15 protein-coding genes, 1 tRNA gene and 1 pseudogene are annotated in these 19,398 nt (G+C 64.0%); 3 read left to right on the top strand and 14 right to left on the bottom strand.

Annotated elements, in window-relative coordinates:
• Window positions 1-12: 12 nt before the first annotated feature.
• Complete coding sequence (locus tag AAFF19_RS11530) at window positions 13-1,671, bottom strand: NAD+ synthase (protein WP_342720216.1); 1,659 nt, start codon at window positions 1,669-1,671, stop codon at window positions 13-15.
• 80 nt (window positions 1,672-1,751) lie between these two features.
• On the opposite strand from AAFF19_RS11530, the gene AAFF19_RS11525 reads away from it, so the two are divergent.
• On the top strand, window positions 1,752-2,936 hold the full coding sequence (locus tag AAFF19_RS11525; protein ID WP_342720215.1) for a GNAT family N-acetyltransferase: 1,185 nt from the start codon (window positions 1,752-1,754) through the stop codon (window positions 2,934-2,936).
• A gap of 51 nt (window positions 2,937-2,987) precedes the next feature.
• Here the strand turns inward: AAFF19_RS11525 and AAFF19_RS11520 are convergent, their stop codons facing one another.
• The 3 genes and pseudogenes from AAFF19_RS11520 to AAFF19_RS11510 all read right to left on the bottom strand — a co-directional run bounded on the left by AAFF19_RS11520 (window position 2,988) and on the right by AAFF19_RS11510 (window position 7,123).
• A complete protein-coding gene (locus AAFF19_RS11520) occupies window positions 2,988-4,637 on the bottom strand; it encodes a methyl-accepting chemotaxis protein (protein ID WP_342720214.1) in 1,650 nt (549 codons plus the stop codon).
• A 360-nt stretch (window positions 4,638-4,997) separates the two neighbouring features.
• Window positions 4,998-6,547: pseudogene (locus AAFF19_RS11515) on the bottom strand (methyl-accepting chemotaxis protein); the annotation flags it as partial.
• A gap of 51 nt (window positions 6,548-6,598) precedes the next feature.
• Window positions 6,599-7,123: a chemotaxis protein CheW gene (locus AAFF19_RS11510; protein WP_182118878.1), complete on the bottom strand. Its 525-nt coding sequence runs from the start codon at window positions 7,121-7,123 to the stop codon at window positions 6,599-6,601.
• A 356-nt stretch (window positions 7,124-7,479) separates the two neighbouring features.
• On the opposite strand from AAFF19_RS11510, the gene AAFF19_RS11505 reads away from it, so the two are divergent.
• Window positions 7,480-8,286: an alpha/beta fold hydrolase gene (locus tag AAFF19_RS11505; protein ID WP_182118877.1), complete on the top strand. Its 807-nt coding sequence runs from the start codon at window positions 7,480-7,482 to the stop codon at window positions 8,284-8,286.
• A gap of 170 nt (window positions 8,287-8,456) precedes the next feature.
• Here the strand turns inward: AAFF19_RS11505 and AAFF19_RS11500 are convergent, their stop codons facing one another.
• Together AAFF19_RS11500 and ppa are read right to left on the bottom strand one after the other, a co-directional pair.
• Window positions 8,457-10,262 (bottom strand): methyl-accepting chemotaxis protein, encoded by a 1,806-nt coding sequence (locus AAFF19_RS11500; protein ID WP_182118876.1) that lies wholly within the window; start codon window positions 10,260-10,262, stop codon window positions 8,457-8,459.
• Between the two features lie 287 nt (window positions 10,263-10,549).
• Window positions 10,550-11,086, bottom strand: a complete 537-nt coding sequence (gene ppa / locus AAFF19_RS11495) for an inorganic diphosphatase (protein WP_008904049.1) — start codon at window positions 11,084-11,086, stop codon at window positions 10,550-10,552.
• A 235-nt stretch (window positions 11,087-11,321) separates the two neighbouring features.
• On the opposite strand from ppa, the gene AAFF19_RS11490 reads away from it, so the two are divergent.
• Window positions 11,322-13,403, top strand: coding sequence for a sodium-translocating pyrophosphatase (locus AAFF19_RS11490; RefSeq protein WP_182118875.1), 2,082 nt, complete (start codon window positions 11,322-11,324; stop codon window positions 13,401-13,403).
• 137 nt (window positions 13,404-13,540) lie between these two features.
• Here the strand turns inward: AAFF19_RS11490 and AAFF19_RS11485 are convergent, their stop codons facing one another.
• The 8 genes from AAFF19_RS11485 to rpmI form a co-directional block, all read right to left on the bottom strand.
• Window positions 13,541-13,864 carry a single-stranded DNA-binding protein gene (locus AAFF19_RS11485; RefSeq protein WP_182118874.1) on the bottom strand — a complete coding sequence of 108 codons (324 nt, stop codon included), beginning with the start codon at window positions 13,862-13,864 and terminating at the stop codon, window positions 13,541-13,543.
• 185 nt (window positions 13,865-14,049) lie between these two features.
• A tRNA-Pro gene (locus AAFF19_RS11480) sits at window positions 14,050-14,126 on the bottom strand.
• Between the two features lie 28 nt (window positions 14,127-14,154).
• Entirely contained in the window at window positions 14,155-14,580 is a 426-nt protein-coding gene (locus tag AAFF19_RS11475) for a MerR family transcriptional regulator (RefSeq protein WP_182118873.1), read from the bottom strand.
• 97 nt (window positions 14,581-14,677) lie between these two features.
• On the bottom strand, window positions 14,678-14,998 hold the full coding sequence (locus AAFF19_RS11470) for an integration host factor subunit alpha (RefSeq protein ID WP_008904045.1): 321 nt from the start codon (window positions 14,996-14,998) through the stop codon (window positions 14,678-14,680).
• A 24-nt stretch (window positions 14,999-15,022) separates the two neighbouring features.
• A complete protein-coding gene (gene pheT, locus AAFF19_RS11465; protein WP_342720213.1) occupies window positions 15,023-17,470 on the bottom strand; it encodes a phenylalanine--tRNA ligase subunit beta in 2,448 nt (815 codons plus the stop codon).
• A 122-nt stretch (window positions 17,471-17,592) separates the two neighbouring features.
• Entirely contained in the window at window positions 17,593-18,645 is a 1,053-nt protein-coding gene (gene pheS / locus AAFF19_RS11460) for a phenylalanine--tRNA ligase subunit alpha (RefSeq protein ID WP_008904043.1), read from the bottom strand.
• Window positions 18,646-18,746: 101 nt separating this feature from the next.
• Window positions 18,747-19,106: a 50S ribosomal protein L20 gene (rplT, locus tag AAFF19_RS11455; protein ID WP_008904042.1), complete on the bottom strand. Its 360-nt coding sequence runs from the start codon at window positions 19,104-19,106 to the stop codon at window positions 18,747-18,749.
• 26 nt (window positions 19,107-19,132) lie between these two features.
• Window positions 19,133-19,336, bottom strand: coding sequence for a 50S ribosomal protein L35 (rpmI, locus tag AAFF19_RS11450; RefSeq protein ID WP_008904041.1), 204 nt, complete (start codon window positions 19,334-19,336; stop codon window positions 19,133-19,135).
• Between the last annotated feature and the right edge of the window lie 62 nt (window positions 19,337-19,398).

Raw genomic sequence — 19,398 nt, 5'->3', positions numbered from 1 at the left:
AACGCCGAAGCGTCAGGCCCTGAATTTGCTGGTGATAGGGTAACGCCAGTCCTTGCCGAAGCTGCGGCGCGTCACCCTTATCCCCACGGGCGCCTGGCGGCGCTTGTACTCGTTGAGCTTGATGAGGCGCGTGACACGCTCCACATCGGCACGTTCAAAGCCGCTGGCGATGATGGACTCGATGGGCTCGTCGTTTTCCATGTAGCGGGCCACGATCGCGTCCAGCACCTCGTAGGGCGGCAGGCTGTCCTGGTCTTTCTGGTCGGGCCGCAGCTCGGCGCTGGGCGGGCGAGTGATGATGCGCTCGGGGATGGGGCTCGCGCCCGTGCCGTAAGGGTCGTTCGCATTACGCCAGCGGGCCAGGTCAAACACCCGCGTCTTGGCCACATCCTTGATCACCGCAAAGCCCCCTGCCATATCGCCATACAGCGTGCAGTAGCCGGTGGCCATCTCGCTCTTGTTGCCCGTGGTGAGCACGATGGCACCGAACTTGTTGGACAGCGCCATGAGCAGCGTGCCCCGAATGCGCGCCTGCAGGTTTTCTTCGGTCGTGTCTTCGGCCAGCCCAGCAAAATCGCTGGCCAGTGCGGCCTTGAAGGCCTCGAACTGCGGCTTGATGGAGATCTCGTCGTAGCGCACGCCCAGGCGCGTGGCCATGTCGCGTGCGTCGATCCAGCTGATGTCGGCCGTGTAGGGCGAGGGCATCATCACAGTGCGCACCTTGTCTGCGCCCAGCGCATCCACGGCAACCGCCAGCACCAGGGCCGAGTCGATGCCGCCGGACAAACCCAGCAGCGCGCCGGGGAAGCCGTTCTTGCCCACGTAGTCGCGCACGCCCAGCACCAGGGCGTCCCACAGGTCGGCCTCCAGGCATTTTTCGGGGGCTACATCTGCTTCAATTTTGATAGCATCTTGCGCTTGATGGGCCTGCGAAAACACCAGTTTTTCTTCAAAACCCGGCCCCCGGCAGGCCACCGATCCATCGGCGTTAAGCGCAAACGAGCGGCCTTCAAACACCACCTCATCCTGCCCACCGACGAGGTGCGCGTACACCAGGGGCAGGCCGGTTTCGGCCACGCGCTCGCGCATGGTCTGCTCGCGCTCGGCACTCTTGCCCAGGTGGAACGGCGATGCGTTGATCACCGCCAGCAGTTGCGCACCGGCCGCAGCGGCATCGCGTGCGGGGGCAGCAAACCAGGCGTCTTCGCACACCAGCACACCCACGCGCAGGCCTTCCACCTCGAACACGCAAGCCTGGTCCCCCGCCACAAAGTAGCGGCGCTCGTCAAACACCTGGTAGTTGGGCAGCTCGCGCTTGGCATAGGTCTGCTCGATCTGCCCATCGCGCAGCACGCTGGCGGCATTGAAGCAGGCGCTGAACGCCGGAGCATTGGGCGCCACGGCCTGCGGGTGGCCCAGCACAATGGCCAGGCCTTTCAACCCTGCCGTCTCGCGGGCCACGGTTTTCACGGCATCATCGCAGGCCGCCATGAAGGCGGGGCGCAGGAACAGGTCTTCGGCCGCGTAGCCGCAAATCGCCAGTTCCGGCGTCAGCAGCAATTTGGCCCCCTGGGCGTAGGCCTCGCGGGCCGCCGCAATGATCTTTTGGGCGTTGCCGGGCATGTCGCCCACCACAAAGTTGAGCTGCGCAGTGCAAATGGAGAGCGTCATGGAACTGGAATCGGCCCCTGCGGCCAGGTTGAACACCGCCCACACGGGCCCGCAGCTTGCAAGACAAAACCGGGGTGTGCATGGCTGAAGCTGCCATTATCGCCCGCGTACTTGCGTCGCCGCTGGATGTGGACGCCGCCGCCTGGAACACCTTGCTGGCCCAGCAAAGCCACCCCACACCCTTCATGCGCCACGAGTACCTGGCCGCCCTGGAAACAAGCGACAGCGCCACCCCGCGCACCGGCTGGGCACCGCGCTTCATGACCTTGTGGGATGGTGACACGTTGATCGCCGCCTGCCCCATGTACCTCAAAAGCCACTCCTACGGCGAGTACGTCTTCGACTGGGCCTGGGCCAGCGCCTACGAGCAGCACGGCGTGCCCTACTACCCCAAGGCCGTCATCGCCGTGCCCTTCACCCCCGTGCCGGGCACCCGGCTCATGGCCCGCGATGAAGCAACGCGCGCCCTGCTGGTGCAGGCGGTGTGCCAGTGGTGCGAGGATGAAAACGTGTCGTCCGTGCACATCCTGTTTGCCAGCGACGACGACGTGCTGACCAGTGCACAGCAAGACCTGATGCTGCGGCATACCGTGCAATTTCATTGGAAGAATGCCCAATACACAGACTTCGACCACTTCCTCGCCAGCCTCGCCCAGGACAAGCGCAAGAAGATCCGCCAGGAGCGCCGCCGCGTGGCAGAAGCCGGGGTCACATTCCGCTGGTCGCGCGGGGCCAACATCAGCGCGGCCGACTGGGACTTTTTCTACCGCTGCTACGAACGCACCTACCTCGAACACGGCAACCCGCCCTACCTCACCCGCGACTTCTTCGCCCGCATGGCGGCGCACATGCCCGAGGCCTGGCTGCTGTTTGTGGCAGAGCGTGAGGGCAAACCGATTGCTACCAGTTTAATAGCTATCAGCGCTTTACCAGAAAGCGCCAGCGGCCAAAAAGACCACAATTTCGTCGCCTACGGCCGCTACTGGGGCGCGCTGGAGCGCGTGGACTGCCTGCACTTTGAGGCCTGCTACTACCAGCCCCTGCAGTGGTGCATCGACCACGGTGTACAGCGGTTTGAAGGCGGCGCCCAGGGCGAACACAAGATGGCCCGCGCACTGCTGCCCGTGCAGGCCACCAGCGCGCACTGGATGGCCCACCCGGCCTTTTCAGACGCCGTGGAGCGGTTTCTGGCGCGCGAAGGCCTCGGGGTGGAGGGCTATCTGAGTGACCTGCAGGCCCGCAGCCCGTTCAGGACGGGCGCCTGAGGCCTTCAGTTCGCCCCTTCCGGGGGCCATACAGGAGGCCAGGAGCGCGGTTCAGGACAGCGCCTTTTGTGGTGCGACCAAGGGCAAACGGCCTGCAGCCGACGCCCCGCGGCTTGACGGCAGATGGCCGGCGGGTCGCGCATCGGCGCCTGCCGCGGTGCCCTGTTCCGCAGAAAGTTTGAAGAACGCCACCGTGCTCACCAGGTCCTGCGCCTGGTTGTTCAGGCTGCTGGCCGCAGCGGCCATTTCCTCCACCAGCGCGGCATTTTGCTGGGTGACCTGGTCCATCTGCGTCACGGCCTCGCCCACTTGGGCGACGCCCTGGCTCTGCTCCGAGCTGGCGGCACTGATCTCCCCCATCAGATCGGTCACCCGCCGGATGGCGCTCACCACTTCTGCCATCGTCGCCCCCGCCTGATCGACCAGCGTGGTGCCCGCGCTCACGCGTTCCACGCTGTCGCTGATCAGTGTCTTGATCTCCTTGGCGGCATCGGCCGAGCGGCCTGCCAGACTGCGCACCTCCGACGCCACCACCGCAAAGCCACGCCCCTGCTCGCCGGCACGCGCCGCTTCTACCGCTGCGTTGAGCGCGAGGATATTGGTCTGAAACGCAATGCTATCGATCACGCCGATGATGTCGGCGATCTTGTTGCTGCTGTCGTGGATGCCTTTCATGGTGCCCACCACCTGGCCCACCACTTCGCCGCCGCGCACGGCCACGGTGGAGGCGCTCTGGGCCAGCTGATTGGCCTGGCGCGCGTTGTCGGCGTTCTGGCGCACGGTGGAGTTGAGCTCCTCCATCGACGCGGCCGTTTCCTCCAGCGCGCTGGCCTGCTGCTCCGTGCGGGCGCTCAGGTCGTGGTTGCCCTGGGCAATTTCCTGCGACGCCGTCGCCACGCTTTCTGAGCCCGAACGCACATGCCCGACGATGCGCGCAAGGTTGTGCTGCATCGCGCCCAGCGAACGCAGCAGTTGCGCCATCTCGTCACGTCCTTCGGTCTGAATGTTCTGCGACAGGTTGCCATGGCTGATTTCGTCGGCCGTCTGCACTGCGCGCTGCACAGGCACCACGATGGAGCGCGCCGTCCACAACGCGAACAACGCACCCAGCAGCACCGATGCCACCGCACCCAGCGCCAGGGTCCACTGGCTCACCTCTGCAGACGCGATGTTGGTGGTCTCGAACTCCTTGAGCTGCTTGCGCGTGTTGTCGGCCACATCGGCCAGCGATTGCAGGTAGGCGCTCGCCAGCGGTTTCAGCTCGCTGTCGACCAGCGCAAAGACGTCTTCTCCCGCCTTTTTGCGTTCGAGCAGCTTGGCCCGCGCGCCCACATAGGCCGACCGCGTAGCGGCCACGCGTTCAAGCAGCTCTTTGCCGCGCGGGTCGTCCACCAGCGCCTCGAGCTTCTTTTGCGCCTCGCTGGCGCGCTGGGATGTGGCCGTCATGTCTGCCGAAAGCGATTGAACATACGCCTCGTCCGTGGCCTTGAGCGATGCCGAAGCCCGCACCCAGTTCAGATCGATCGCCGCCTTCCAATCCTGCGCCAGCGCATTGCGCTCCATCTCGACGTTGGCGATCTGGACGCTGGCGTCCTTGAGCACGGCAAGTCGCCAGACCCCCAGCGTGGCAATGGCGGCGGTAATCAGCAGCACGAGACCAAACGCCAGCCCGAGCCGGGTACCGATCTTGAAATTGTTCATGGGGTTCCTTGTGGGAGATGGGGAGGTACGCAGCAAATATTTGCCCACCATGGATATGCGGAACGCAGGTGCTTGCGTGGGTCATTCGCACGTTGTTTGTGGGGTTATTTTAGTAAGCATACGTTTTATTTTTCCACAAAGTGAAAAAAATAATCGGCAGGGCTCAGGCTGACCGCTATGCATTGAGTAGCGTTCAAGGGTCGTCAGCTCAGCGGGTGCCAACAGGTAGTGACGGCGCAGCAGAAAACGTCAGCAGCTCCGGCGGCCTGGGCGCCGCTACGTAGACGCCAGCGCCACCCGCCGCACTGCACCGCTTTCGGCAGCGGGCACCGGGGGTGCGCCGCTGCGCGTCTGATCTTCGGTCAGCTTGAAAACGGCCACCGCGCCCACCAGCGCCTGGGCCTGGTGGCTGAGGCTGCTGGCGGCGGCCGCCATCTGCTCGACCAGTGCAGCGTTTTGCTGCGTGACCTGGTCCATCTGGGTGACGGCATCGCCCACCTGCGACACGCCCGTGCTCTGCTCGCTGCTGGCGGCGCTGATCTCGCCCATGATGTCGGTCACCCGCCGGATGGACGCGACCACCTCGGTCATGGTGGCGCCCGCCTTGTCCACCAGCGCGGTGCCCTGGCCCACGCGCTCCACGCTGGCGTGGATGAGGTGCCTGATCTCCTTGGCAGCCTCGGCACTGCGCTGGGCCAGGCTGCGCACCTCGCCGGCCACCACGGCAAAGCCCCGGCCTTGTTCGCCGGCGCGGGCGGCCTCTACCGCGGCGTTCAGGGCCAAGATGTTGGTCTGAAAGGCGATGCCGTCGATGACGCTGATGATGTCGGCAATCTTCTTGCTGCTGTCGTTGATGCCTTTCATGGTCTCGACCACTTCAGCCACCACGTCGCCGCCCTGCACGGCCACGGTGGAGGCGCTGACAGCGAGCTGGTTGGCTGCGCGGGCGTTGTCGGCGTTCTGGCGCACGGTGGAGCCCAGCTCTTCCATGGAGGCTGCTGTTTCTTCCAGTGCGCTGGCCTGCTGCTCGGTGCGCGCCGACAGGTCGTTGTTGCCCGAGGCAATCTGCGAGCTGGCAGACGCCACGCCTTCGGCGTTCTGGCGCACCGAGCTCACGGTATTCACCAGGCTTTGCTGCATGCGCTGCAGGGCGCCCAGCAGTTGCCCGGTTTCATCCGTGGAGCGCACGACGATCTGGCCGCTCAGGTCGCCCGCGGCCACGCGGTCTGCGGCGCCCACAGCCTGCGCCAGAGGGCGGGTGATGGAGCGGATGATGGAGACCGCCAGATGGAGACCGCCAGGAAGATCGCCATGGCAATGGCGATGGCGGCGGCGATGAGCACATCCCGCATCAAGGCACTGGCGGCAGCGTCTGCCCGCGCACCGGCCTCTACAGTCACCTGCGCCTGGTAGGTCACCTGCTCTGCCACGGTGGCCTGGTAAGCCTGCTGCACGGGCCGCAGGGTTTCTTCCAGCATGCGAAGAGCTTCATCCTTCTGGCCCTGCTGCAGCATGGCAATGTACTGGTCACCGAGCTTCAGGAACTCTGCGCGGTGCTGCTGCATGCGCGCCTGGATCTCGCGGCCCTTGTCGGAGTGGATGAGCGAGTCCAGCACTTTGAACTGCTCGGCCAGCGTGCCGCGCACCGCCGTGATGCGCTCGCGCGAGGACCTGGTGATGGCCTCCGTGCTGAAGATGGCGAGGTTGCGCAGCTGAATGGCCTGCACGTTCACCCCGTCTGCCACCATGCCCAGCGACTTGGTGATCGGTATGCGCATTTCCACAATGTCGTCCAGCGCTGCCCGCTGGGTGGCAGACCGAAGCAGCGCCACCGAACCCAGGGTCGCCAGAAGCAGCACCATGATCGCAAACGCAACCGCCAGACGGGTCGAAATCTTCAGTTTGTTCATCGTTGCTGCCTCCTCAAAACGTTGGGCCAGAAAACTGCGGGTGTGCTTACCTTACCCGTTTGCAACTTTTGTCACCAGCCCTATCTCGTCGCTGCTCAGCAGCGCTTCGATGTCCATCACGATCAGCATCCGGTCGCCCAGGCTGGCGATGCCGGTGACGAAACTGGGGTCCACGTTGCCGTGGCGTTCGAACTGCGGGGCAGGCTTGATCACGTCCGGCGTGAGGGTGACCACATCGGCCACCGCGTCCACCACCGCGCCAATGACGGTGCCACCAATGTCCAGAATGATGACCACGGTGAAGTCGGTGTAGTTGGCGTCGGGGCACTGCAGCTTCAGGCGCAGATCCAGGATGGGCACGATGCGACCGCGCAGGTCAATCACGCCCTTGATGTAGTCAGGCGACTGTGCCAGCCGCGTAGGTCGCTCGTACGAGCGGATTTCCTGCACGCGCAGGATGTCGATGCCATATTCCTCGGAGCCAAGGCGAAAGGTCAGGAACTCGCCGGCCGCTTCCACCCCGGACGCGGCAGAAGAGCGGGAGGCGGAGGGTGCGTGGGCGGAAACAGCGGTCATGGCGCGTACTTTCTCGGAACGGAATGGGAAGGGCGCGCGGTTCAGGGCACCCATGCGAGATCCCCCAAAGGGGTGCCAACAAGGCTGCCGAACGCAACCCGTGCGGTGCAGGCGTGGTTTGCAGGATAGCAGGCTGCCGTTGCATTTGCTAACAACTTGGCAGTAACCCCGTTGGGGGCGCGCCATCACCACCTCGCAGCACGCATTGGGTTTGGAGAGCTAGCTCCACGGCGCACCGGTTGTCGCGGTCAAAAAAATGCTACCGTCCACCAGCGTCCCTCGGGATGCGTTTTGGGGGTGACCGCCCCCGCCTGCCCTGGGGCGCCACCTTGCCCCTGCTTTTTCACCGACGACCCATGCCGCTTTTCAGGACCCGAAACACCGACCCCGACCACATGCCGCCGCCCGGCCTGCCGCTTTTGGCGCTGGAGCTGCGCGCGCCCTGGGAGTTTGGCGCGGTGCTGCCCGCGTGGCCGGTGCTGCAGCGCGCACCCCTGGGTGACGGCCACGCGGTGATCGTGTTTCCCGGCCTCACGGCAGGGGACGCCACCACCGCGCCGCTTCGCCGCTACCTGGATTCGCGCAATTACGACACCCAGGGCTGGGGCCAGGGCCTGAACCTGGGCCCCCGCGAGGGCGTGCTGGAAAACGCCAAGCGCCAGTTGCAGGAAACCGCCCAGGCCAGTGGCGGCAAGGTGAGCCTGATCGGCTGGAGCCTGGGCGGCGTTTACGCGCGGGAGCTCGCCAAGGAAATGCCCGAGCTGGTGCGCTGCGTGGTGACACTGGGCACGCCCTTTGCCGGGCCGCACACGTCCACCAATGCCTGGCGCATTTACCAGTTTGCCAGCGGCCGCAGCATCGAGCGCGAAACCGAGAGCTACAACCTGCCCGAGGCGCCGCCCGTGCCCACCACCAGCATCTACTCGCGCACCGATGGCGTGGTGGCCTGGCGCGGCAGCATTCAGGCCCCCGCACCGCACAACCCGAACACCGAAAACATCGAGGTGGTGGCAAGCCACTTTGGCATCGGCCTGAACCCCAGCGCCTGGTGGGCCGTGGCCGACCGCCTGGGCCAACCCCAGGGCCCCAGCATGGCGTGGCGGCCGTTTCAGCGGCCCAAGGCTCCGGGGCTGCACCTGGTCTATCCGGACCCGCACCGGTAAGCCGTCGCGCCCTGGCGCGGCCACCGCCCATCCCTCACCAAGCACAAAGCACGCAAGGGTTGCCCCCTGCGTGCTTTATTTTGATAGCTGCCAGCGCTTTATGGATAAGCGCTGGAGCCTGTTTTGACTGCTATTTTTCGCTCTGCTTCTCAGGGGCCTGCCGCCCCCGCTCAGAAGCTTTCCCAGTCGTCCTCGCTGCCGCCCTTGGCCGCCGGGGCTGGCGCTGGCGGCTTGCTGGCCGCGCTGGCCTTGGGCGCTTGCAGGCTGGCCGGGGCGCTGGCTTTGCGCGTTGCGCTGCCCACGCTTTTGGCCGCTGTGCGCTGGGGCGCGGGGATGGGTGCGCGGGGTGCTGCGGCCGGGGCGCTGCGGGCCACAGGGCTGGCGGTGCGGGTGGTGGCGCTGGCGTCGAGCTTGAAGACGGCTACGGCGTTGACCAGTTCTCCCGCCTGGGCGTTCAGTGCGCTGGCAGCGGCGGCCATTTCTTCCACCAGGGCGGCGTTTTGCTGGGTGGCCTGGTCCATTTGCGTGACGGCTTCGCCCACCTGGCCTACGCCAGCGCTTTGTTCGCTGCTGGCGGCGCTGATCTCGCCCATGATGTCGGTCACGCGCCGGATGGCGCTCACCACTTCGGTCATCGTGGCTCCGGCTTTATCGACCAGGGCGGTACCTTGTTCCACGCGTTCGACGCTGGCGGTGATGAGGCTTTTGATTTCCTTGGCGGCTTCGGCGCTGCGCCCGGCCAGGCTGCGCACTTCTCCGGCCACCACGGCAAAGCCGCGGCCTTGTTCGCCGGCGCGGGCGGCTTCCACGGCGGCGTTGAGCGCCAGGATGTTGGTCTGGAAGGCGATGCCGTCGATGACGCTGATGATGTCGGCAATCTTCTTACTGCTGTCGTTGATGCCTTTCATGGTCTCGACCACTTCGGCCACCACGTCGCCGCCCTGCACGGCCACGGTGGAGGCGCTGACAGCGAGCTGGTTGGCTGCGCGGGCGTTGTCGGCGTTCTGGCGTACGGTGGAGCCCAGCTCTTCCATGGAGGCTGCCGTTTCTTCCAGTGCGCTGGCCTGCTGCTCGGTGCGCGCCGACAGGTCGTTGTTGCCCGAGGCAATCTGTGAGCTGGCAGACGCCACGCCTTCGGCGTTGCCGCGCACGCCCGACACGACACGCGCCAGGTTGTCGCGCATGTCGCGCAAGGCGTTGAGCAGCTGGCCCATCTCGTCCTTGCCGCCTGGGGGCACGTCTGCCGTGAGGTTGCCTTCGGCAATGGCACGGGCTGCACGCACGGCATGGTCGGCCGGGCGCGTGACGGCCCGGGTGATACCCACCCCCAGCAAGGCAGCGAGCAGCACGCACACACCCATCGTGATCAACAGGGACGCACGCGCCATGTTGAAAACCTGCCGGGCTTCTTCGCTGGCCTGCAGTGCGTTTTCGGAGTTGAGCTTCTGCATCTGGCCCAGCGTCTCGGCCACAGCGACAAACGCGGCTTCAGATTCACCGGCATACATCATCGACAGCGCATCACCGGTGATCTCCAGGGTTTCCGCGGTGCTGAAGTCCACACCGTTGGCAATCTCCGTCAGCTTGGCCTGCATGTCGGCGTATTCAGCCTTGCGCTGCTTGTAGGCGGCGTAGATTTCGCGCTCCTTGTCACCGTCGATCAAGGGTTCGTAGGTGGATTCCAGCTGCGCGATATCCTTCGCGCGCAGGGCCACCTGCTCGGAAAAGGCCTTGACTTCAGGCTGGCTGCGCGAAGTGACCATACCGGCCTCCGAGCGGCGCATGCGGTTGTAGAGCACACGCAGATCGCCCGTCTTTTCCACGCTGGGCAGCAGGTTGGTGGCGATCTGTTCGGAATTGGCGTTGATGCGCGCCATCTGCACCAGCGCGATCAGCCCCAGCACGGTGGTGAGCAGCACCACCGCCAGAAAACCCGCACCCAGCTTGACGCCAATGCGTAAATCGGAAACTCTCATGACTCACCCCTCAAATTTCTGCGCTTGCGGCGCCCCATCCAGCCCGCAGCAATACCCAGGGCGCAAAGCCGCCCTGCTGATCTGTAACTAATTGCAGTCTATCAGCGCCCTCACCGGCCCCGCGCCGCAACCCGTGCGCACGCCCGCCCTCGTCGTCCCGTATGGGCAACAAAAAAGCATGCGGGCATTGCTGCCCGCATGCTTGGTGGCGGCCTCATTTCAGTATCTTTTTGATAGCTGGCGGCGCTTTATCAGCAAGCGCCAGAGGCATATTTCACTAAAAAATTTCAGGCCTGGGACTTCTTGTAATTCTCGATCCCGTCCGAGACTTCCTTCTTCGCGGCGTCAATGCCTTCCCAGCCCAGCACCTTGACCCACTTGCCCTTTTCCAGGTCCTTGTAGTGCTCAAAGAAATGGGCGATGGCATTGCGGCGCATGGAGTTCACGTCGTCGATGGTCTTCCAGTGGTCATACATGGGCAACACCTTGGAGGTGGGCACGGCAATGACCTTGCCATCCACACCGGCCTCGTCTTCCATCATCAGGATGCCCAGCGGGCGGCAGGGCACAACCACGCCGGGGAACAGCGGGTACGGCGTGATCACCAGCACGTCCACCGGGTCACCGTCGCCCGACAGCGTCTGGGGCACATAGCCGTAGTTGGTGGGGTAGTGCATGGCCGTGGTCATGAAACGGTCCACAAAAATGGCGCCAGACTCCTTGTCCACCTCGTACTTGATCGGGTCAGCGTTCATCGGGATCTCGATGACGACATTGAAGGTGTCGGGAACGTTCTTGCCTGGGGGGACGTTATTGAGGGACATGTTTGGTTGAAAAGTTGATTGGCGACAATCCACGCAGCATGCAGCGTCGGGATTAACCCTGATTTTAGGCGCATGCCCCTTTCTGCCCGCTTGCAGACCTGCGTTTGCCTGTAAATTGGGTTTGTTGGCCAATCGGCTCCTGCAGCAATTGCACAGGGAGCACGAGGAAGCAACGCAGCGGGGATGCCACCGATGCGTTGGTCCCCCTCCGTGCAACAAACCCTAGGAGAATTGAATGGCTGCAAGCTCAGCACTGACCTCCCCTCTCATCCTCGCCCTGGTCTGCGGGCTCATTGCCGTGGCCTACGGCATCTGGGCCCGGGGCTGGATCCTCGCCAAAGACCCGGGCAACGCCCGCATGCAGGAGATCGCCGCGGCCATCCAGGCCGGCGCTGCCGCCTACCTGGCCCGCCAATACAAGACCATTGCCATCGTGGGCGTGGTGCTGGCGGTACTCATCGGCGTCTTTTTGGACGCCACCACGGCCGTGGGCTTTGTGGTGGGCGCCGTGCTCTCGGGCGCCTGCGGATTCATCGGCATGAACGTATCGGTGCGCGCCAACGTGCGCACGGCACAGGCCGCCACCCACGGCATCGGCCCTGCGCTCGATGTGGCGTTTCGCGGTGGGGCCATCACCGGCATGCTGGTTGTGGGGCTGGGCCTGCTGGGGGTCACGGGCTTTTACTGGTTTCTGGCGGGCAACGGCAACCACAATCCCACCACCAACCTGGCCACGCTGCTCAACCCGCTGATCGGTTTTGCGTTTGGCTCGTCGCTGATTTCCATCTTTGCGCGCCTGGGCGGCGGCATTTTCACCAAGGGCGCCGATGTGGGCGCCGATCTGGTGGGCAAGGTGGAGGCGGGCATCCCTGAAGACGACCCGCGCAACCCCGCGGTGATTGCGGACAACGTGGGCGACAACGTGGGCGACTGCGCCGGCATGGCGGCCGACCTGTTCGAAACCTATGCCGTGACGCTGATCGCCACCATGGTGCTGGGCGCGCTGCTGGTGGTGAGCGCCCCGGTGAACGCCGTGGTGTACCCGCTGGCGCTGGGCGCCGTGTCCATCATTGCATCCATCATCGGCTGCTTTTTCGTCAAGGCCTCGCCCGGCATGAAGAACGTGATGCCTGCGCTGTACAAGGGCCTGGCGATTGCGGGCGTGCTGTCGCTCGTCGCCTTCTATTTCGTGACCGTCTGGATCATGCCGGACAACGCCATCACCGCTACCGGCAGCCAGCTGAAACTGTTTGGCGCCTGCGCCGTCGGCCTGCTGCTCACGGCCGCGCTGGTGTGGATCACCGAGTTCTACACCGGCACGCAGTATTCGCCCGTGCAGCACATCGCGCAGGCATCGACCACGGGCCATGGCACCAACATCATTGCAGGACTGGGCGTTTCCATGCTGTCCACCGCCTGGCCGGTGATCTTCGTGTGCCTGGCCATCCTGTCGGCCTACCAGCTCGCGGGCCTGTACGGCATTGCCGTGGCGGCCATGTCCATGCTGTCCATGGCGGGCATCGTGGTGGCGCTGGATGCGTATGGCCCCATCACCGACAACGCCGGCGGCATTGCCGAAATGGCCGAGCTGCCCAGCAGCGTGCGCGACATCACCGACCCGCTGGACGCCGTGGGCAACACCACCAAGGCCGTGACCAAGGGCTATGCGATTGGCTCGGCGGGCCTGGCCGCGCTGGTGCTGTTTGCCGACTACACGCACAAGCTGGAGAGCTACGGCAAGGCCATCACGTTTGACCTGTCCGACCCGTTGGTCATCATCGGCCTGTTCATCGGCGGGTTGATCCCCTACCTGTTCGGCGCCATGGCGATGGAGGCCGTGGGCCGCGCGGCCGGGGCCGTGGTTGTGGAGGTGCGCCGACAGTTCCGCGATATTCCCGGGATCATGGAGGGCACCGCCAAGCCTGAATACGGCAAGGCGGTGGACATGCTGACCACCGCCGCCATCAAGGAGATGGTGATCCCCAGCCTGCTGCCTGTGGTGGTGCCCATCGTGGTGGGCCTGCTGCTGGGGCCCAAGGCGCTGGGCGGTTTGCTCATGGGCACCATCGTCACCGGCCTCTTCGTTGCCATCAGCATGTGCACGGGCGGCGGCGCATGGGACAACGCCAAGAAGTACATCGAGGACGGCCACCATGGCGGCAAGGGCAGCGAGGCCCACAAGGCCGCAGTGACCGGGGACACCGTGGGCGACCCCTACAAGGACACGGCCGGCCCGGCCATCAACCCGCTGATCAAGATCATCAACATCGTGGCGCTGCTGATCGTTCCGCTGGTGGTCAAATTCCACGGCGGGTGATACGCTGGCGTTGACCACTCCAGGGCTTCGCCACATCCGGCATACCGCCAGGATTTGTCAGGGCCTTAGCCCGCTACGGCGGGCTTTTTTACGTGTGCCCGTTCCGCCAAACGGACTGCAGGATCTGTGTTCTTCGTTTAGGTACCAGCAGCGTCCGGTGCCGGAGCCTCCTGCACCGTCAGCACGCGCAGTGCCAGCATGTCCAGCGCAGGGCGGACATTGCCCTGCTTGTCCGTCCACACGCGGGGCGTGAGGGTTCCGGCGAGCGCCACCGAGTCGCCGTCGCGCAATGTGCGCAACGCATCACACACCCGCTCTTCAAAGGCAATCACATTGACAAAGAGCAGCTCGCCATCCCCCGTGGTGGCGCGCACCTTGGCAACGGTGAATGCCTTGCCTGCCTTGTCCACCCGTTGCGCAGATTCACCAAAGATCCTGCCGGCCACCAATCCATCGATCATGAGATTCCTCTTGTGTCGAAAGTACGCCGAAGCACCAGCCGGGTACCCAACCTCGCATCCGGTTCGCGCGCTACCTGCCGCGCCAACCGCGCCATGGCTCGCGCGGTTGGCGCATTGGACAATGCGTTTGGCTCGCGCCCAGCAAAAAAGCCCAGAACCTTTCGGTTCTGGGCTTTTGCTATCAATGGTCGGCGTGGCGGGATTCGAACTCGCGACCCCTTGCACCCCATGCAAGTGCGCTACCAGGCTGCGCTACACGCCGACAAGACTTAGATTATATGCTGAAAAATTCAGTTCAAAGAGAGAAGCGCACGAATCTCGAACAATTCTTTGCGCATGGCAAGCGGATCCAGCATCAACCCCGGCGCAATGGAAAGGTCGCGCGCCGTATCGACCACCATGCTGGGCAAAACAACATCCGCCACCAACTGATCACCAGCCACCTCGCTGCGGTCCGTGTGCACCAGCTCCTGAAGCTTGTTGCGCGCCCCGCTGATGGTGAACCCCTGGTCATACAGCAGATCGCGGATGCGGCGGATCATGAGCACCTCGTGGTGCTGGTAGTAGCGCCGGTTGCCACGGCGTTTCATGGGCCGCAGCTGCGTGAACTCCTGCTCCCAATAGCGCAGCACATGCGGCTTCACGCCACACAACTCCGCGACCTCTCCGATCGTGAAGTACCGCTTGGCGGGTATGGAAGGTAGCGTAGTGCCCATGGGATGCAAGTTCAAACGCGAAAGCCGACAAGCGTACTGCAGTCCCGCCAAAGCCGCCAGTCATGGCGCCCGCAATGAGACACAAATCGGAACAAATTCACGCCGCAGCCTGAATCTGCTCTTTGAGTTTGCTGCTCGCGTGAAATGTCACGACCCGGCGCGCCTTGATCGGGATCGCCTCGCCCGTGCGCGGGTTACGCCCGGGGCGTGGCGCCTTGGTACGGATCTGGAAATTGCCAAACCCCGACAGTTTCACGTCCTTGCCCTCGACAAGACTCTGTGAAATCAGATCGAAGAAGGCGTCGATCATGTCCTTGGACTCGCGCTTGTTCAGGCCGATCTGGTCAAACAGCAGATCGGCGAGCTGCGCCTTGGTCAGTGCCGGTGTCTCCAGGCTCTCGACTGCAAATTCAATCATGGCTCGTCATTCCCCTGAACATCGTCACACCCGCAGCCGCGCGCCCGTGCGCTGCGCAAGTTGCGCCATCACGGACTGGACCGCCGCCTCGATTTCAGCCTCCGTCAGGCTCGCTTCGTCGCGTCCGAGCGTGAGGCGCACCGCCAGGCTCTTTTCGCCCGGAGCCAGCCCGCCTGCCGGCGCCTCTTCGCCTGCGCGCAGCGCCTTGGGTCGGTATACATCAAACAGCACGGCAGAGCGCAGCATGCCACCCGGAACGGCCTGCTCGACTGCCCCCATGATGTCCGCATGCGTGACACGCTCGGCCACCACCACGGCCAGGTCGCGCTCGACCGCCTGGTGCTTGGACACTGTCTTGAACTCCGGCACCATGCGCCGCAGCACGGCGTCCAGCTCCAGCTCGAACATCACAGGAGCCTGCGGCAGTTCCCACGACTGGCGCCACTGCGGGTGCAGTTCGCCCACAAAACCGATGGCGCGGCCATCCACCAGCACGCGAGCGCAACGGCCAGGGTGCATGGCGGGATGGGTGCCCGGCTCGAACGTCGCGCGCAGCGGTGCCAGCAGGGCTTCCACGTCGCCCTTCACATCAAAGAAGTCGATGGATTGCTCCTTGCGCCCCCATTGCAGCATGTCGTTCGGGCCATAGGCCAGGCCCGACACGCGCATCGGCTGATGGAAGCCTTCGACTGTGGTGTCGGTATTGCTCACGCTGCCGTCGCGCAGGAACACGCGGCCCAGTTCAAAGACGCGCACCCGCTCGGCCTTGCGGTCGAGGTTGAACTTCAACACTTGCAGCAAAGAACCCAGCAACGTGGAGCGCATCACGCTCATCTGGCTGGCAATCGGATTGAGCAGCTTGATCGGCTGGGTGTTGGCGGCCAGCTCGTGCTCCCACCGCTCTTCCACAAAGCTGAAGTTGATCGTTTCCTGATACCCCAGCGCTGCCAGCGAGCGGCGCACCGCAAACGGGCTGCGCGTGGCCTCGAGCGCCAGCTTGGGCGTGATCGGCGCCAGGGGGGGCGTGGTCGGCAGGTTGTTGTAGCCCACCATGCGGGCAACCTCTTCGATCAGGTCTTCCTCGATGGTGATGTCGAAACGGAACGAAGGCGGCGTAACGGTGAGCGTGCCGTCGCCCTCCACCACCGGCAGGCCCAGGCGCTGCAACGCATCGGCGCACTGGGCTTGTGTCAGTGGCATGCCGATGACCTTGGCCGCACGCGCCACGCGCAGCGTGACGGGCTGGGACACCGGCAGATTGACGGCCTGATCGTCCATGGGCCCACACGCCGTGTCGGGTGTACCGCAAATGTCGATCACCAGTTGCGTGATGCGCTCGATGTGCTCCACCGTCAGGGCGGAGTCCACGCCGCGCTCGAATCGGTGACCCGCATCGGTCGAGAAATTGAACCGGCGCGAGCGACCCGCCACTGCTTTGGGCCACCAGAACGCGGCCTCGATATAGATGTGGCGGGTGTCATCCGACACGGCTGTGGCGTCGCCGCCCATGATGCCGGCCAGCGACTCCACCTGACGGTCGTCGGCGATCACACCCACCTTGTCATCGACGGTCACGGTGGTGCCGTTGAGCAGCTTGAGCTGCTCGCCCGGCTTGCCCCATCGAACCTCCAGGCCACCGTGGATCTTGTCCAGGTCAAAAATGTGCGACGGACGCCCCAGCTCGAACATCACATAGTTGGAAATGTCCACCAGCGGCGACACGCCGCGCTGTCCGCAGCGTGCCAGGCGGTCCAGCATCCACTGGGGTGTGGCGGCGCGCGTGTTCACGTTGCGCACGATGCGGCCGGAGAAGCGGCCGCACAGATCCGGTGCACTCACCTGCACGGGCAGCTTGTCCGTCAGCTTTGCGGCTACGGCAGAGAACGACGGGCGTTGCAGCGGCGTGCCCGTCAATGCTGAGACTTCGCGCGCGATGCCATAAACGCTCAGGCAGTGCGCCAGATTGGGCGTGAGCTTGAGGGTAAACAGGGTGTCGTCCAGGTCCAGATGCTCACGAATGTCCTGGCCCACGGGAGCCGAGGCATCGAGCTCCAGCAAGCCACCATGGTCTTCGGACAGCTTGAGCTCGCGCGCCGAGCACAGCATGCCCTGGCTTTCCACGCCGCGCAGCTTGCCCACCTTGATGAGGAACGGCTTGCCGTCATCACCCGGCGGCAGCTCGGCGCCCACCAGCGCGCAGGGCACTTTGATGCCCACGCGGGCGTTGGGCGCGCCACACACGATATTCAGCAGGGCGCCCTGCCCCACGTCCACCTGGCACACACGCAGGCGGTCGGCGTCGGGGTGTTGCACGGCCTCCTTGATCTCACCCACCACGATCTTGGTGAAAGGCGGCGCGACGGGGCGCAGCTCTTCCACCTCCAGGCCCGCCATGGTCAGCGTGTCGGCCAGCTCTTGGGTTGTCAGCGGTGGGTTGCAGAATTCGCGCAACCAGGACTCAGGGAATTGCATAGGAAGACTCTTTGGCGTTAGCTCTTAAAAATATAGCTGGCAGCGCTTTTCAATCAAGCGTTTCGATGTCAAAACGCTTTGAAAGCCAATGAATACAAGCGTCAGCAGCTCACTTTTTTGCGTTACTGAAACTGCGACAGAAAACGGATGTCGCCGTCAAAGAACAAACGCAGATCGTTGACGCCGTAGCGCAGCATCGTCAGACGGTCCGGGCCCATGCCAAACGCAAAGCCGATGTACTTCTCGGGGTCGAGGCCCATGTTGCGCACCACGTTGGGGTGCACCTGGCCCGAACCCGCCACTTCGAGCCACCGGCCCGCCAGCGGACCCGTCTGGAACTGGATATCGATCTCGGCGCTGGGCTCCGTGAACGGGAAAAAGCTGGGGCGAAAGCGCAACACGAGGTCATCGCTTTCAAAAAACGTGCGGCAGAAGTCCGTGAAGATGACCTTCAGATCCTTGAAACTCACGTTCTCGCCGATCCACAGGCCTTCGCACTGGTGGAACATGGGCGAGTGCGTGGCGTCGCTGTCCACGCGATAAGTGCGGCCTGGGGCGATCACGCGGATCTCGGGCATGGGCTGGCCAGCATCCAGCGCGGCCCGGTGCTTTTTGACATGCTGTACTGCATGGCGGATCTGCATGGGGCTGGTGTGCGTGCGCAGCAGGTTGGGGGCGGTGGCAGTGCCGCCCTCCACATAGAACGTGTCGTGCATGGAACGCGCGGGATGGTCCTCTGGCGTGTTCAATGCGGTGAAGTTGAACCAGTCGGTTTCAATCTCGGGGCCTTCGGCAACGTCAAAACCCATGGAGCCGAAAATGCCCTGGATGCGTTCGAGCGTGAGCGACACCGGGTGCAGGCCACCCTGCCCGCGCTGGCGGCCTGGCAGGCTCACGTCCAGTGCTTCAGCCTTCAATTGCAGTTGCAGCTCTGCGTCGGCCAGCGCCTGGCGGCGTGCGGTCAGTGCGGCTTCGATGGCCTGCTTGGCCACGTTGATGGCAGCGCCACGGGATTTCTTTTCCTCGACGGACAGCTGCGCCATGCCCTTCATGAGCTCGGTCACGCGGCCCGACTTGCCCAGAAATTGCGCCTTGGCGTTTTCGAGGTCAGCAGGGGTTGCACTTTGGGCAAACAGTTGCGTGGCGCTCTCGACCAGGGAATCCAACTCGTTCATATCGACTCTCGAAAATGAACAAGGGCTAGTGCCTTTTCAAGCCCTAGCCCTTGCTGTTATTGCGCAAGCAGCTATCAGAACGATAGCCGCTCATCGTGAACTCAAGCAGCCAGCTTGGCCTTGACTTGCTCCACGATGCTGCCAAAGGCAGCCTTGTCGTGCACTGCGAGGTCGGCCAGCATCTTGCGGTCGATCTCGATGGAAGCCTTCTTCAGGCCGTTGGCGAACTGGCTGTAGGTCATGCCCAGTTCACGCGCAGCGGCGTTGATACGGGCGATCCACAACTGGCGGAACACGCGCTTCTTGGTGCGGCGGTCACGGTAGGCATATTGCCCAGCCTTCATTACCGCCTGTTTGGCGATACGGAAGACGTTACCGCGGCGACCACGGAAACCCTTGGCAAGGGCGAGAACTTTCTTGTGACGGGCACGGGCCGTTACACCACGTTTGACGCGAGGCATGTATGTACTCCTTGTTCGTCAGTAAATTAAACGCCCATGCCGGGCAGCATCTGTGAAATCGAGCCCATATTGGTCTCGTGCACAGCAACCGCACCACGCAGATGGCGCTTGTTCTTGGTGGTCTTCTTGGTCAAGATGTGACGCTTGAAGGCTTGACCGCGCTTGACGGTGCCACCGGGACGAACGCGGAAACGTTTTTTCGCGCTGCTCTTGGTCTTCATTTTGGGCATGTGAATGCTCCTTTTTCATTGTGCTCGTGAGGCGTTTGCAAACCGATCTGCAAACTTGTTGG

The sequence above is a fragment of the Acidovorax sp. FHTAMBA genome (genome assembly GCF_038958875.1).
In the GTDB taxonomy this organism is placed as follows: domain Bacteria; phylum Pseudomonadota; class Gammaproteobacteria; order Burkholderiales; family Burkholderiaceae_C; genus Acidovorax.
The sequence above is the reverse complement of the archived record's forward strand: the minus strand, read 5'-3'. Positions and strand labels throughout refer to the sequence as shown.